The 14,979-nt window shown below is 51.1% G+C and carries 12 protein-coding genes; 4 read left to right on the top strand and 8 right to left on the bottom strand.

What is annotated here, in order from left to right; all coding sequences use genetic code 11:
- Nucleotides 1-121: 121 nt before the first annotated feature.
- A complete protein-coding gene (locus tag G367_RS0111030) occupies nt 122-1,057 on the bottom strand; it encodes a hypothetical protein (RefSeq protein WP_020413189.1) in 936 nt (311 codons plus the stop codon).
- Nucleotides 1,058-1,282: 225 nt separating this feature from the next.
- On the opposite strand from G367_RS0111030, the gene G367_RS0111025 reads away from it, so the two are divergent.
- Nucleotides 1,283-1,900 (top strand): MiaE family protein, encoded by a 618-nt coding sequence (locus G367_RS0111025; RefSeq protein ID WP_020413188.1) that lies wholly within the window; start codon nt 1,283-1,285, stop codon nt 1,898-1,900.
- 3 nt (nt 1,901-1,903) lie between these two features.
- Here the strand turns inward: G367_RS0111025 and G367_RS0111020 are convergent, their stop codons facing one another.
- Nucleotides 1,904-2,164, bottom strand: coding sequence for a DUF3081 family protein (locus G367_RS0111020; RefSeq protein WP_020413187.1), 261 nt, complete (start codon nt 2,162-2,164; stop codon nt 1,904-1,906).
- Nucleotides 2,165-2,241: 77 nt separating this feature from the next.
- Between G367_RS0111020 and G367_RS0111015 the strand changes: the two genes are divergently transcribed.
- Entirely contained in the window at nt 2,242-2,703 is a 462-nt protein-coding gene (locus tag G367_RS0111015) for a DUF3429 domain-containing protein (RefSeq protein WP_020413186.1), read from the top strand.
- A 1-nt stretch (nt 2,704) separates the two neighbouring features.
- Here G367_RS0111015 and G367_RS0111010 read toward each other — a convergent pair whose 3' ends face one another.
- Nucleotides 2,705-3,160 carry a DUF2269 domain-containing protein gene (locus G367_RS0111010; RefSeq protein WP_020413185.1) on the bottom strand — a complete coding sequence of 152 codons (456 nt, stop codon included), beginning with the start codon at nt 3,158-3,160 and terminating at the stop codon, nt 2,705-2,707.
- Nucleotides 3,161-4,265: 1,105 nt separating this feature from the next.
- Here G367_RS0111010 and G367_RS0111005 point away from each other — a divergent pair.
- A complete protein-coding gene (locus tag G367_RS0111005; protein WP_020413184.1) occupies nt 4,266-4,727 on the top strand; it encodes a YpsA SLOG family protein in 462 nt (153 codons plus the stop codon).
- Between the two features lies 1 nt (nt 4,728).
- Here G367_RS0111005 and adiC read toward each other — a convergent pair whose 3' ends face one another.
- The 4 genes from adiC to G367_RS0110985 form a co-directional block, all read right to left on the bottom strand.
- Nucleotides 4,729-6,234: an arginine/agmatine antiporter gene (adiC, locus tag G367_RS23670; RefSeq protein ID WP_281165154.1), complete on the bottom strand. Its 1,506-nt coding sequence runs from the start codon at nt 6,232-6,234 to the stop codon at nt 4,729-4,731.
- The gene (locus tag G367_RS0110995) at nt 6,231-8,537 is read right to left on the bottom strand and encodes an Orn/Lys/Arg family decarboxylase (protein ID WP_020413182.1); all 2,307 of its coding nucleotides are present in this window, start codon (nt 8,535-8,537) and stop codon (nt 6,231-6,233) included. The genes adiC and G367_RS0110995 overlap by 4 nt, the downstream gene beginning before the upstream one ends.
- Before the next feature lie 90 nt (nt 8,538-8,627).
- Nucleotides 8,628-10,340 carry a ubiquinone-dependent pyruvate dehydrogenase gene (locus G367_RS0110990; RefSeq protein WP_020413181.1) on the bottom strand — a complete coding sequence of 571 codons (1,713 nt, stop codon included), beginning with the start codon at nt 10,338-10,340 and terminating at the stop codon, nt 8,628-8,630.
- Nucleotides 10,341-10,378: 38 nt separating this feature from the next.
- Nucleotides 10,379-12,058, bottom strand: a complete 1,680-nt coding sequence (locus tag G367_RS0110985) for an FMN-binding glutamate synthase family protein (protein WP_020413180.1) — start codon at nt 12,056-12,058, stop codon at nt 10,379-10,381.
- Nucleotides 12,059-12,408: 350 nt separating this feature from the next.
- Here G367_RS0110985 and G367_RS0110980 point away from each other — a divergent pair, with 350 nt between their 5' ends.
- Complete coding sequence (locus G367_RS0110980) at nt 12,409-13,701, top strand: condensation domain-containing protein (protein ID WP_020413179.1); 1,293 nt, start codon at nt 12,409-12,411, stop codon at nt 13,699-13,701.
- A 95-nt stretch (nt 13,702-13,796) separates the two neighbouring features.
- Here the strand turns inward: G367_RS0110980 and G367_RS0110975 are convergent, their stop codons facing one another.
- Complete coding sequence (locus G367_RS0110975) at nt 13,797-14,948, bottom strand: saccharopine dehydrogenase family protein (RefSeq protein ID WP_020413178.1); 1,152 nt, start codon at nt 14,946-14,948, stop codon at nt 13,797-13,799.
- Nucleotides 14,949-14,979 lie beyond the last annotated feature (31 nt).

The raw sequence follows: 14,979 nt of genomic DNA, 5'->3' as shown, positions 1-14,979 counted from the left end.
GGTGCCAGTACTTCTCGAAAATACACGGCCTGTCCAAGTAGAACTTGTAGCGAAACTGAGAGCTGGGTTTTCTATTGGATTGTTATAGTTTCTAAAAATGAAAAAGCGACCTCCCAGGATTTTACCTCTGCTCCCGCAAGAATACCCGCAGTGCGGGAAGGAATGCCTCGGTAGAGAGCGCCAGATCGCGCCTTTGGCGGCGCCGACTCAGGCTGGGCTGGTGATCCACCCGGGTAAACTCTGGCAGCTGTCCGGCCTCATTTCCCTCCACCAGGATCGGCATGGATGAATAACCAACCTGATGGTATTCATCTTCTTCTCCGGGTTCATGGCTATAAAAAATCTCTGCCACCTGAAGGTTGGGGCGGCTCTGCACTTGTACCTGGCGCAAATCATCCTGTTGGCTCTTGTGCAGGTCAGCGAGTAGCTGCCGCTGGTATTGAATACCGGGATCAGACCCTAGCGGGTCCAGCTGGTCCAGTTTCTTTTCACACCACTTTACACTCACCTTGCGAATCGATTTGCGTGCCTTTATCCAGGAAAGGGTGATGGCATCGGGCCGCCTGGCGCAAAGCAGTACCAGCCGATAGCACTGGCGCAGGTGGGCGCGGGGGAAACCGGCATCTGCCAGTACCTCCCGCACCGTGCGATCTCTCTCTGCCACTGGTCGCTCCCCAAGTACCGCCCGGAAATCGGCAATAGCCGCACTAAAGCTCTCTTTATGGGTATTAAGCTGCTGTGCCAGCCTCAATGTCTTTTGGGGTACTGCGAGAAGCCCGGGAAGCTGCAGGGTTGCGCGGGCATCGCTGCCAGAATCCACTGGCTCTGCATAGTCCAGCTGGGTATAGAGAGCGCCAGCCAGTGAAAATGGCTGTTCGAAACTTTGCCCTAGAGCCAGGGCTGTCTCCTGTGCGAACTGAGGTTGCAATAAGTAATGCTGCCAGGGCTTGCCCGCACTTTGCAGTTGCTCCAGAGATTCGCGCAATTGCCCTGCGCTACTGTGGAGCTGCTCCAGTAAAGGGGCGATTGTGCGGGCCAATTCGCGGTGATCTTTCATTGACATTGTTTTGGAGGGTTTTTGAAAATCTATATTAATTCACTTAATAAACCGTTATCAATCTGAATATCCTGAGCTGGATATTAATTTGTACCTTCTGCCGGTGCCGGCTGTGGTCAATAGTAGGGGGAGTCAAAGGTGACTTAGCGGATAAGCCTGCGTTTCTTTGAGCAGGCCGCTATAATCCCGCGCCAAGTGATTTACTCCAGTTGAAATATCTATCTTATGAGTGCCCAAGTCCCCAACCTTTCCGCTATCCATGAATTCCTGCTGTGCTCAACCCCGGATGCCTGGATTGAAGCGGCGCTGGCCGAGCCTGAAATGATGTTGGTTGACCACGCGAACTGTGAAAAGAAAGCGGCGGGCACCGCGCTCAACTTGATGTTCCGCTACCTGAATGACTTTGAGTTGCTGAACAAAATGTCGCGCTTGGCTCGCGAAGAGTTGCGCCATTTCGAGCAGGTGCTGGCCATCATGGAAAAGCGTGGCATTGCCTATCCCCATGTAAGCGCTTCCCGCTATGCGGCGAGTCTGCGCGCGGAAGTGCGCACTACTGAACCGGATCGTTTGGTCGATACTTTGATTTGTGGTGCGATTATTGAGGCGCGCTCCTGCGAGCGCTTTGCCAAGATTGCCCCTTTCCTGGATGAAGAGCTACAGAAGTTTTATCTGTCTCTGTTGAAGTCTGAGGCCCGCCATTTCCGTGACTATCTGCACCTTGCCAAGAAGGCCGCGGGTGAAGATATCGAGCACCGGGTGCAGGCCCTGTTGGAAGTGGAGAGGGATTTGGTCCAAAGTAGCGATGGTGAATTCCGCTTTCACAGCGGAGTGCCGGAGCACTGACTCTCAGTTATTATCGAGGCTGGCGATTAATTTAAGAAACTCCCCAAGATCTCTGCTGTTTTCATAGTCTACCGAATATTTGTTATGGAAAAAGACGGTTAGTTTTACCTTGGGTGAATTGATAAAAACCGTATAACCGTCAAAGTCGGTGCTCATCGTCAGCCCTTGGAAATGCCAGCCATCGGCCTCCTTTTGCCCTTCTTTGGTGGCTCGATCGAAGACCCGCAGTGCCTGTTTGACGTCGACTTTGTGTTCTTCTTCCATAAGCTTGATCTCGTGCCACTAAACTAGTTGTTCTAATTGGAGGTTTCTTGCCGGACTGAACAGGAAGCTTAGACAACATGGATAGTCATGGCTATCAACAACCTGTAGTGGATACCCGCCTGTTTGATGCCCTGGCATATTTGGGGCTTGCTCCCTTTGTCATAGGCATATTGCTGCAGTCGCTGGAAATTTCACTGCTGGGTATTGATGGGCGCCTGTTTTTTTCCGCATATAGCGTGGTTATTCTCAGCTTCCTCTGCGGTATTTGGTGGGGAGGAGCACTGAATCGCCCTGGCCATCCTCACCGAATTGCCCTGGTGTTACTCAGCAACCTGGTAGCTCTATTTGGGTGGGTAGGGATGTTGCTATACCAAACTTCTTGGGGGCTTCCTGTTCTGGCTATCGGCTTTGCTTTTGTTGCCTGGATGGAGGCGCGGCTGAATCCAAATCTACCCGGGCGCGAACAGTATTTTCGCACCCGCAGCAGGGTGACCTGGCTGGTGATTGGGTGCCACTTGATTATGATTTGGGCGCAGTAGATTACAATGCGGGCTTGGCCACCATTAGGTAGACAATAGCTACCGTTATTGGAAATGCGGTAGCCCCAAGCAAACACCAGATGCGCATAATTTTACCGGTTTTCCTCTTGCATGACCCACTGTCTGTATGAGCGCGTAACTGATACTGCAAGTACACCACTGGTAACCACAGCAGGAACATAACTGCAGTGAGCCCCGTAGCAACTTGCAACCAAGCTTGCTGCATCCAGACTGGATTGATTGTCAGCATACCAATAGCGCTGCCCAATAGTCCCAGTACAGCACTACCGGTAAATATCCAGTCGGCGGCTACAGTTTCCCGGCTTACCCAGCGGAGGACCTGTGAGTCTCCGGATAGCCAGCCGCGAAAGGTATACCAGGCAATGCCGGTACCAGTACCCAGGATGATAATCGCACAGAGGATATGCAGAGTTTTTAGTATCAGATAGTAGTTCATGAGTTTGCCTAGCGTAATGCTCGCCTAACGTAGGGGGTGCCGATAAAGATTTCAACGGGGAGGTAGATCTGAAATTAGTAACTTCTGAATAGTTTCACAATATCTTTGTGGTTTTTCAGATCTGCTTGGCGGGGTTATTTAGAGGTTCACCTTTTCTATTATGGATTCTAGGCGGTGAAATTAAGTCTCTTACATAAGCAATATCACAGGCTTTTTTATAGCCTGTAGGACGATCTAATACTGCTATATTTCACCTATGCGGAAACCGCCAATAAAGGTTGTGATTGTTAATAACCCTGAGTGGGGCCCGATCTATCCTTAAAAACTGCTTGTATACAAATATAGCCAGGTAGAAATCTGTTTTTTGCCTGCTTAATTTTCCCATTGGTAAAATGGTAGGTTTTCTCTATCTCTGGGTATATTTTGAGCGACGTACATGATCGGGCTAGGTGGGGTGTCACCGTCGCCCGCCTGATGCCAGGCACAATCATGTGATTGAACTATTTTTTCCTATGCTTTTAGCATTCGTCGCGTATTTAGTTTCCTGCAAGTTGTATGAAAATCAAGTCGCACCCTGGTGGCAGGGTTATGCTTATAGGGAGGCAGAGTGATATTTCGTTTACTGTATGTAGTAGTGTTTGTTGCGATTGGTTTTGTTTTAGGCGTGTTATGGAAGGGCATGAGCTTCTAAATGATCCCATGAAGCTCACAGAGTCACAGAGTCACAGAGTCACTGAGGCTGTAAGAAACACCTGAAGCTGTCGGATCTCTCCCGAAAGGTACTATTCTATATCGTTACACGTCTGGTCCATCTACTCCTACATATATAGCTTTTGTAAATACGAAGAATGTGAATTTACTAGAAGCCATTGAATTTGAAAACTCAATAACGGTCTCTCCAATGAGTAGCTATGTCGAGTAGCGATGGCAGCGAGTAACGGTAGAGTAATACTTCGCGTATGAATTAGCCCTCCGAGAGTGATTTCTTACCCCTTTTGAGGGGTGTGGATTTCATACGAAGCTGCGCCTTACTTTTAACCGATTAGATGGCTATAAATGTCGTTGGTTGTTTGTTGGCTCCTGAATATGAGAGGAGGTTCAATTTATGTTTTGGCCAAAGAAAATTATCAGTGGGGGGCAAACCGGAGCAGATGTTGGTGGGTTGATAGGCGCCAAACGTGTAGGGATTCCTACTGGAGGCTGCGCACCACTGGGTTATTTGACTGAGGAAGGTGCCAGGCCAGAGATGTTGAAATCTTATGGGTTGGTAGAAAGTCATTCGGCAAACTATGAGGAGCGCACCGAGGAGAATGTTAAAAACTCTGATGCAACTCTGATCCTTGCGACAATGCCTAGTAGTGATGGAACTGCCCTTACTCTATATTACTGCCAGAAATTGGGTAAGCCCTGTATTTTGGTGAATCCATGGCGAAATTGCATTGTTGAAATCCGCGATTTTATAAATTTTGTGAGGCCGAAAGTTCTTAACATTGCCGGTAACAGGGAGTCTATTTCACCTGGGTTAGCTGATAAGACAGCAGACATAATTCAACGGGTTTTTTACTGACCTAAGTACTTTCGCTTGTTTTATGGTCTGAATGAATCAGTCGCTCGATGGGTTGTGGTGCCCGCAGGCGCAGATCCAAATTTTTATATTGCCCGACCGATATCCAGAAGAAAATACATAGTGCACCGATGGTGACAGTCAAAGTGAAGTAATGTACCCAGGCGGGTTCGGGACCGCCAGGCAGCAAATGCTTTTCTTCCACGCTGCGGCGACGATTTAATATCAGTGCATAAAAAATGACGGTGGTGATGACAAAAATTAAAGACCAGCGTGTTTGTTGTGCGTTTGATCCAACCAGTGCGATCAGGCAATAAACTGCAGCTATAAGCAAGATAACGGTGAAAATACTGTATTCATGATGTGGCATTTTGCCGTATGCGAGTATCTTGAGTGCCACTGCAGAATAGATATAGGGCAATAGCGTCATTATTACCGCTACCGAAGCGATCTTGCCAAACTGCTGGCTGGCGCTGGGCGAGATAGTAGCGAGTACCAGTAGTGACATCAGTATTGCGACAAGAGTAAGGCCCGCGGAGGGCACCCCCTTATTGTTGGTTCTGGCAAAAATACTGGCAAACAGCCCATCGTCGGATGCGGCTTTAGCTGACTGCCCCACAAGTAGAATCCAACCGCCTAGAGAACCGATACAGCCGATGGCTGCACATATCGCAACTATATTCGCGGCGGTGTTACCGAGTGCCAGACGGGCAGCGTCGGCAAATGGGGCTGAGGAAGCCAGCAGTTCTTTATTGGGGACCATTCCCATAATGACCGATGAACTCAGCACATAAGCCACTGATGCAATCAGAACGCCACCTACGGTTGCGATAGGTACATTTCGAGTAGGATTTTTAACAACAGCAGCAGATACAGAAGCTGTTTCAACACCGATAAAGGCCCATAGGGTAAAGGTGAGGGTAGTCATTACTGCGCTGATATCACTTTTGCCGGATACGTTCCAGCTTGAGCTAAAAGTCTGGCTATCGAACCAGAACCAGCCAAATATGGCCGTGCCCAGGATAGGGATTAGTACCATGCTAGTGGTCAGGGATTGGATGCGTCCTACAGTGCGTGGCCCCAGGATATTGGCATAGGTAAGTAGCCAGATTAGTGCTACTTGGGCCAGGGCGAACGTAAGAGGATCTTTGAGTGGGGGAAAGAAGTGCGTGATGTAACCTAACCCAGCAGTAATCAGGGCGACATTGCCAATTACGTTGGCCAACCAGTAAACCAGGTTGGTCTGGTAACCGATATAGTCACCGAAGGCTTTGCGTGCATATGCATACGGGCCGCCAGCGGCTGGATCTAACGCGGCGAGGCGTGCAAAAACCAATGCCAGGGCTACAGCGCCGACAACAGTTACCAGCCAGCCTATCAGGGATATGCTGCCCACTACGGCCAAATTGGCAGGTAGCATAAAAACCCCGGAGCCCATCATATTGCCTGCCACCATGAGTGTGGCTGGTAGCAGGCTGATCTTACTTACTTCGCTGGGGAGCTGGGCTATGGCTGCACCTCCGGCCTCAGGGCATAGATATGATATCGCCCATTGCGAACTTCCACGCCGTGATTGTCATGGCTAAAACCGGGAAATTCGCGATCGAAGGACTCCAGTACCTGCAAATATTTCAGAGCGGGGCTATCTGCAGTGCCAAAGTTCTCACCCGGCATCAGTAGCGGAATGCCGGGAGGGTAGGGGGTTACACCGGTTGCCGCAGTGCGCCCAGCCAGCTGGTTCAGTGGCAGCATCTCCACATCCCCACGTACCAAAGCCTCGTAAGCCTGAACGGGGCTGCAGTCTGCACCGGGTAGGGCGGAAAAACCTGCTGACATTGTTGCGGTGCTACGCAGCTTTTTCATGCCGGCGAACATTTTGTCGGCCAGGTCGCGCAGGCCAATATCGCCATAGGTTGGATGCTTTTTAAGTAGATTTGGCAAGCATTGGCTGATGGGGTGATTGGCGTCGTAATCCCGCTTGAATGCGAGTAGGGCGTTAACTAAAGTGCCCCACTTGCCTTTGGTGATGCCAATGGAAAACAAAAACAGAATGGTGAAGTCTGTAGTTTTCTCGACGATTATTCCAAGATTATCAAGATATTTACTAATGATACTGGCTGGTATGCCCCATTTATCCAGCTCTCCATTGCGCTGCATGCCGGGGGTGGTGATAGAGACTTTGATGGGGTCTAGCATGCAATAGTTTTTTTCCAGGTTGCCGAACCCGTGCCAGGACTCACCGGGATCTAGCAGCCAGCAAGCTGCTTCCTTACACAGCAATTCAGCGGGAGCTGCGTGAAATGCATAATTGTGTCCGCTACTGGGATCAGTTACCCGATCCGGTTGCCAGCCATCAAAAAACCACTCGCCTTTGTCCTCATACTCCCTTTTTAGACGCGCCAGTACCTGGCGAAAGGCCACGGCTTCGGCAATGGATTCACCAGTTAAGGCGGTGCCGCCAGGACCATCCATCATGGCGGCACTGACGTCGTTGGAGGCCATGATGGAATAGAGCGGAGATGTAGAGGCGTGCAGCATAAATGCCTCGTTAAAGCGTCCGTGCTCGATGGGACTGCGCCCATCGCGAATATGTATCATGGAAGCCTGGGAAAGCGCGGCGAGTAATTTGTGCGTGGACTGGGTGGCGAATTTGGTGGGTTTCAGGTTGGGCTCTGGGTCGTCGCTGTCGTACATGGCGAATCGATTCCGGTATATAGGATTGAACCGCGCATATGCGTACCAGGCCTCATCAAAATGCAGGCGGTCTACCGATTCCCCCAGCAGTTCTTCCACCCTACGTACGTTATAGCAGAGGCCGTCATAAGTGGAATTGGTAATCACCGCATGCACTGCCCGCTGGCCATCCGCCATTTTGGAGAGAGGGTTCTCTTGGATGGCCTGGTCTACCGCTCCCTTGGTCAGTTGCTCAGGCGGTATTGGACCAATCAGGCCGTAATGATTGCGCAGTGGCACCAGGTAGGCCGGTACGGCGCCAGACATGGTGATCGCATGTTCTACCGATTTGTGGCAATTGCGATCGCACAGCGCCAATTGCCCGCGGGTAACGGAAGCCATCACTATCACCCGGTTGGAAGTGGAGGAACCGTTGGTGACATAGTAGGTGCGGTCTGCACCAAAAACCTGCGCTGCGTAGTGTTCCCCTGCAGCGATAGGCCCTGTGTGATCAAGCAGTGATCCTAACTCGGTTACCGAGATAGACAGGTCGGAGCGCAGCATATTTTCGCCGAAGAAATCGTAAAAAGCACGGCCGGCGGGGGATTTTAAAAAAGCGGTGCCGCCGGTATGCCCCGGTGTATGCCAGGAATATTCATGCACGCGGGCAAAATGAGTGAGGGCAGAAAACATGGGCGGCAATACCGCCTGGCGATAGCGCTCTATGGCCCCTTGGATACGCCCGCTGATAAAGGTGGGAGTGTCCTCCAGCATCCAGATGAAATCGTTGGCCAGTTCCAGTGCGCGGCGCGGCATATTGCCAACTGTCTCGCGGTCGGCGAGTAAAAAGACAGGCAATTGCAGATTGCGCGCACGCAACTGCTCCAACACGTGCAGGGCGGGGTAGTCGCCGTCACCAGGAAGTTCCCAGTTCAATAGCAGACACTGGATTGCGGGATTGGCTCGCAGCATGGCGCTGGCATCGTCACTGGAGACAGTGGTGATTAAGTCAATGCGACGAAGAGCCAGCTCCTCCTCAAGACGTGCCGCTGCGCGCCCAGGAGCGCTGTTGCTGGCGATTTCTCCACTGGCGAGAAGTGCCAGCAGAGAGTTGGGGACCTTTTCTCCAAGTTTGTGCATCACTTCCTGTCCCTTAGGCGCCTACCCAAAACGGCGGAGGGTGAAAAATATAATTTTCTCCCACAGATAGAGTTGTGTGATAACGCCGGCCTACTTCAGGAAGTTATCTTTTAACAAGTCGACCACTTCATCGGCGCGTCCATTGAGAATGGCCTTAAGCCCAAACAGGGCAGTTGAGGATACCTGCTGGGCAGTGACTTCTGGCGGCATCACCAATTCCAGCCGGTTTACGGTTACGTCGAGCAGCGCAGGGCCCTCTACTGCCAGCCAGCGCTTCATAGCGCCCTCAAGTTCTCCCGCCTCTTCGACTTTTTCTCCTGTAAGGCCGATCACTTCTGCCATACGACCGAAGTCGGGATTTTTCAGACCGGTGAAACTGTCCAGTATCCCTTCGATTCGCTGCTCCATTTCTACAAAGCCCAGCGAGTGGTTATTAAATACCAGAAGCTTGAGCGGTATCTTTTCCTGGACCAGGGTTAGCAGGTCTCCCATCAACATGGTCATACCGCCGTCACCACACATGGCGATTACCTGGCGCCCGGGATAGGCTTTAGCCATGCCCAGTCCCTGTGGGTATGCATTGGCCATGGTGCCGTGGGATAGGCTGGTTAGGAATGACCGCTTTCCGTTGGCGCGCAGCTGGCGCAGCAGCCATACCATGGGAGAGCCACCATCTGCGGTAAATACGGTGTCCTCGTCAGCCAGCTTATCGAGTGTCTGTGCTACAAACTGGGGGTGGATCAGTTTGGGGTCAGGTTCATGACCGCGCTCTTGCATTTGCTCAAGGTCTTTTTGGTAGCGCGCACGTAGGTCATCAAGGAATTTACTTTGCTTACGCGCTTTTAATTTTGGCAACAGAGCTTCAATGGTTGTATTTACGTCGCCAACCAGCCCCATATCAACCGGAGTGCGTCGGCCGAGATGAGCTGGCTCGATATCCACTTGGATAATGGTGGCTTTCTCTGGGTAAAACTGGGTGTAGGCAAAATCGTTCCCGAGGCAAAGTAATAAATCACAGGTTTGAATTGCGCGATAGCCTGCGGGATTACCGAGGATGCCATTCATACCCACATTACAAGGGTTATCGTGTTCCAGGAATTCCTTGGATTTTGTGGTGTGTACTATAGGAGCGGCCAGGTGTTGACCGAGATTTACCACTGCATCATGGGCGTTGCGGCATCCAATGCCACCATAAATAACAATATTACCAGCTTGGTTAATTTTCTCTGCCAGGGCATTCAGCTCTTGATCGGTGGGGCGCGTCAGCCATTGGGGACGGTGGACAGACCAGGGGACCGAATCTTTCACTTTGGTTTTAAACATATCGCCACTGACTACCACAACTGCCACGCCACGGTGATTGAGGGCGGCCTGTGCTGCCTGGCTGAAAATACGACGGGCCTGGTTTGGGTCTGCCAGTACTTCACAAAAAACTGAACACTGCTCGTAGATTTTTCTCTGGTCCACATCTTGTGGGAAGCCAAGCCCCTGTTCGGCACGGTCGATACAGGAGGCGACCAGCAGTACAGGCGCGCCATTTCTGTGGCTTTCAAAAATACCGTTAATAAAGTGCAGGCTGCCGGGGCCTGCGGTGCCTGCACAAATACTTAGTTCACCACTCAGGTAAGACTCACCTCCGGCGGCGAAGGCACCGACCTCCTCGTGGCGTACATGTATCCATTCGAGATCTGAGGTGCGTACGGCTGAGGTGAAATGATTGATGGTATCGCCGACGATTCCATAGCAGCGCTTGGCCCCGGCTTTTACCAGGGTGTCGACGACAACCTCCGAAACGGTTTTCATTTTAATCTCCACAAAAAAGGGTGTGGTAATAGAGTTGCTTATTCCGAAATACGCCGGATGCCTCTGTCCAGACCGTGCTCCAACTTAAATGCAGGTTGGAAAGAATTCGCTTGGGCGGCTAGCCACCAGCGCCCGTAAGGGGTTTCCTCAGGTGCATCAATCAGGGAGTTTTCCTCGATAAAGTGCCAGATGTGATGAATGGGCAGGGTCTCGACCGCATTGATATTGTGATATAGGTGGTAGGGTTGCAGGTCTCGAGGATCTGTCAGCCCGGCGGCAGCAACAATATCCCCGAGAGCTTCCAGGGTTTTTGCTTGGAAGGCTGCTGCGCGCTTGCTCTGCACATCTACCACCAGTCCGCGTTGTCGCTTGGGATCCTGAGTGGTGACACCGGTGGGGCAGGTATCTGTGTTACAGCGTAGAGACTGGATACAACCGATGGAAAACATGAAAGGACGTGCTGCATTGCACCAGTCGGCGCCAACTGCCAGGCACTCGGCCAACCCTGAGGCGGAATAGACTTTGCCGCTGGCAGCCAAACGTATTTTGTCGCGTAGCCCGGCGCCCACCAGAGCATTGCGCATTACGATCAGCCCTTCAATTAGGGGCATGCCCACTCGGTTGGAGAGTTCCAGTGGGGCTGCTCCGGTCCCGCCTTCGGAGCCATCCACCACGATAAAGTCCAGCAATATTCCTGTTTCATGCATGGCTTTCATAATGGCCATGACTTCATAGATATGTCCGACACAAAGTTTGATGCCCACTGGCTTGCCACCAGAGAGGGTGCGCATCTGCTCTGCAAATTCCAGCATTTCAATGGGGGTGGAAAACATTGAGTGCGCGCGTGGTGAAACACAGTCGACCCCTGGTTTTACCTTGCGGGTGGTAGCGATTTCCTGGGTGACTTTTGCACCGGGTAGGACTCCGCCATGGCCGGGTTTGGCGCCCTGGCTTAATTTGATTTCGGTCATCTTGACCTGGTCATTGCAAGCCTCGCGAAACAGGTCGGGGTCGAAACTGCCATCATCCTTGCGCGCGCCAAAATAGCCGGAACCCAGCTCCCATACCAGGTCACCGCCATGTTTTCTGTGGTAAGGACTTATGCCGCCTTCACCTGTGTCGTGATAGAAGCCACCGATTGCAGCGCCTTTGTTCAGAGCTTCAATCGCTGCGGCGGATAAGGCTCCGAAGCTCATGGCAGAAATGTTGAGTAGGGATGCGGAATAGGGCTTAGAGCACTGCTCAGTACCCACTTTTACTCGGACACTCATATCCGCTTTTTTTGCTGGTGTAATAGAGTGCGTCAGCCACATCTGCTCGCCGGAATAGACATCTTGCTCTGTGCCGAAGGGGTGCATATCAGATGTTCCCTCGGCGCGGGCGTTTACTAATCGCCTGGCCTCATAGCTAAACGGCCTGCCTTCCTCATCGCCCTCCACTATGTAGGCGCGAAAGTAGGGACGGAGGTTCATGAACATCCAGCGAATACGGGCGGCCACTGGAAAATTGCGGGTAAGGGTCCACTGGCGTTGGAATATGTCGTAAAGACCCAGAAATACCAGGAACAGGCTCGCTGCCAGCGGGATTAACCACCAAGCGCTTCTGGAAAAGGTGAGCACCAGAAAAATAGGTGTGAGCACCAGGCCCGTCAGCGGAATAATTGCGCGCTTAATTCCGTTTCTACTGGCATAAGCACGCCAAGTACTAATGATGATCATAGGGAGTGCGGCTCGGTATCTTTACAGGGAGTTCTGATACTGAACCTAGATCATCTTGGGGTATTTTGCCGCTATCCCGAGCTATCAAACGTTAAACAGGCAGTTAAGAGAGCGGTTGCCAGTATAAAGTTAATGATGGGCTTAAGAGTGAAAACAATTTGGCGGATTTATCACAATAGGTGTCCTGCGTGATCCATAAAAAGCTAGCTTCCACTGGCGGTAATTTTTTAGTGAATAGCGATCGGACAACTTGTACTTTTTCAGGGGGTACATCTAAGCCTGGCTGTGGCCAATTTTGGCAGTATATTTCTGATTAAATAGACAAAAATGAGGTGCGGTGGAGTCCTTTAATGGAGCAAAAGATGCCGGATTGGGAAAGTTATCAAAATGTGCCTCTGTCGATTACCGAGAGGAGCATTTACAACCTTCATCGCCGTAGGGCTTTGGCAGATATAATTGCACGAGCTATGTGCATAGAGGGGCCCATCAATACCGGGTTGTTTAAGGACGCTATTCGGCGAACCGTGAATCGGCACCCAGTTTTTCTTTGTAGGTATACCAAAGAGCCTGTGACGCGTTTTTTTGAAAATTTTGAAGTGGATTCTATTGATATCCGCGAATTGAATATTTCTCAAAGAGAGAGCTTCTTGCGGCAATACAGTAATGCCCCAATGACATTGGATACCGACCAATTATTAAACCTTAGTCTGCTGCGTACAGGAGAGAACGAATATATTTTTTTGGCAAAATGCCACCATATTATTGCTGATGGTATTAGTTTGTCATTACTTTGGTCAGAAATACTGACTGAGTATCGGCAGCTCGAGGAGGGGAAAAGCTACCAGCCATCACCCGACTCCGTCAATTTTGCTGACTATATCAGATTTGAAAATAGATACGTTCTCTCCAGGCGCGGTGAAAGAGCTCTACATAGCTGGCGGGACAAGCTAGCAAATGAAAACGATGCAATAGAGAAGGCGTCCAGCGGAAAAATGGTTTCTCTTTGTTGCGACGTGCTGAGCAGCGATATAAAGGCTCATCTTCTTACCCAAATTCGTGCTCGGGCAGATGCTGCAGGAGTTAGTCTTTTCGCATATTTGTGCTCTAGTTTTCAACAGGTCCTGATTGAAAAGCTAGATAACCATTTCTGGCTTAATACAAGTCTGTCCCTGCGGATAAAGCGTGAGCATAGGAGAGTGCTCGGGCCAATGTTTCGGTTGGGCAACCTACTGGTTCGGAGGGAGGAAACCTGGGAGGTGAAGTTAGCTCGGCTATCCAGAGAAATCCATCATGCAATACGGACGGCTTATGTTGCCGACTCTATTGGTCCTCATGGTAGTGTGGGCAATAACCTCTCGGCTCATTTTTGTTACTTAATCAATTTTTTCAACGTAGCAAGGGATCAAGAAGATTTTCAGGAAATCTATACTGGTGATGTTTCTAAGTGGGTCCGCCTAAATGAAAACATAAAAATTCGTACTATTAATTTGCCTGCACGAATTACGCCCTATGGAATTTATCTTTCTCTTGCCTGTTACGGGGAAATGCTGCGCGCCAACTTCGTTTACAATGTAAATTGCTTTAACCGCGAGAAAATTGAGAGTTTATTTGAGCGATGGCGCTATCTTTTGCTGCATGGGTAGTTAATGTACTCAAGAAATTTATAAGGGCTGCCTCTGGAGTCAATGTACCTAGTACGATGTCTAGTGGCAGTTCCTCAGTTCCAGAGGGGATATTTTTAATGGGCAATTGCAGGCATTCGTTCCCGGGAATGTGTTTCCATTGCAGTGACTATGGAATAATCATTCAGTTCCACCAGGATTTCATCAAGGGTGAGAAGTTGCCAGCAGGCCTGGGCGCCGGGCGAGGGCCCATTGCCTGCGAGGAATTTCCGTGCCAATGCTGCTGCCGGTGCAGCCGGAATCCAGGGGCCGTCACCATTTAGACCGAGAACCTGCCATTGTCGCGTAGCAGTTTCTCCATGTTGGTTTTCACCTTTTGCACGAACAATCATTCCACCATGGGGCGTGCCGCCGGGCCAACGGGGTGCCAGCTTGTGACCCAATTGAGCCAGGCGTGCGCTGGTGGCCGGCAGATGAATACGAGCCAACCTGGCGCAGGTGGAAAGGCCCACCTGCAAAGTAAGCGGCTGGAGCCCTGTTGCAAAACGTGCACTGCGCAGCCCGGGAAGATGCTTGGGGCAAAGCTCCAAGTCGGGCACATCGAAATCACACAGCCAACGCTTTCCCACCGGGTGCGCCAGGGTTATCGGGCGCAGGTGCTTCCCGGCAAAGGATTCACGCCAGTGACCTTCCTGAAGCTGCGGAAAACTGTGCCCCAGGGATTCGAAACCCGCGTATACCGTAGCCAGACCCCGGTCAATTCGATGTGCCGGTGCAATGGCAATCTCTAGAGAGTGGATCACCGGCAATTCCTGACCGATTTCCATCAGTGCCGCAGAACTCAGCCCGGGTAGGCTGCTGGCACCGGAAACCATGGCAATGCCTGCGGCTTCTGCAGCGGGCGAGAGCCGATGAAAGTCACATACAAAACGGCGCCCATCGGAGATGTCGATATAAGGTGTGTGGGATTCGATGCAGGCTTTGGCAACCCGATAATCAACTTCCTTTTGGAATGGTCCGGCGCAGTGGATCAGCAGATCCAAGTGCAATGCCCTCAGTTGTGCAGCCAGGTTGATGGAATCCCGCTCAAGGCGCAATCCCTCGGCAAGACCGCCAAGTTGCTCTGCACAGCGGTCTGCCAATCCCTTGTTGCGCCCGGCAATAATCAGTTGGATATTGGGTTCGGATTTCAGCATTTGCGCAATACGCTCGCCAAAATTGCCGTAGCCGCCAAGTATCAATACACGTTTGTTTAGGTTGTTGATCACTTGGATCGAACTCCTACCTTGAGGTCTACAA

Source organism: Microbulbifer variabilis ATCC 700307, from assembly GCF_000380565.1.
Lineage (GTDB): Bacteria > Pseudomonadota > Gammaproteobacteria > Pseudomonadales > Cellvibrionaceae > Microbulbifer > Microbulbifer variabilis.
This window is presented reverse-complemented; position numbering and strand designations above follow the sequence as displayed.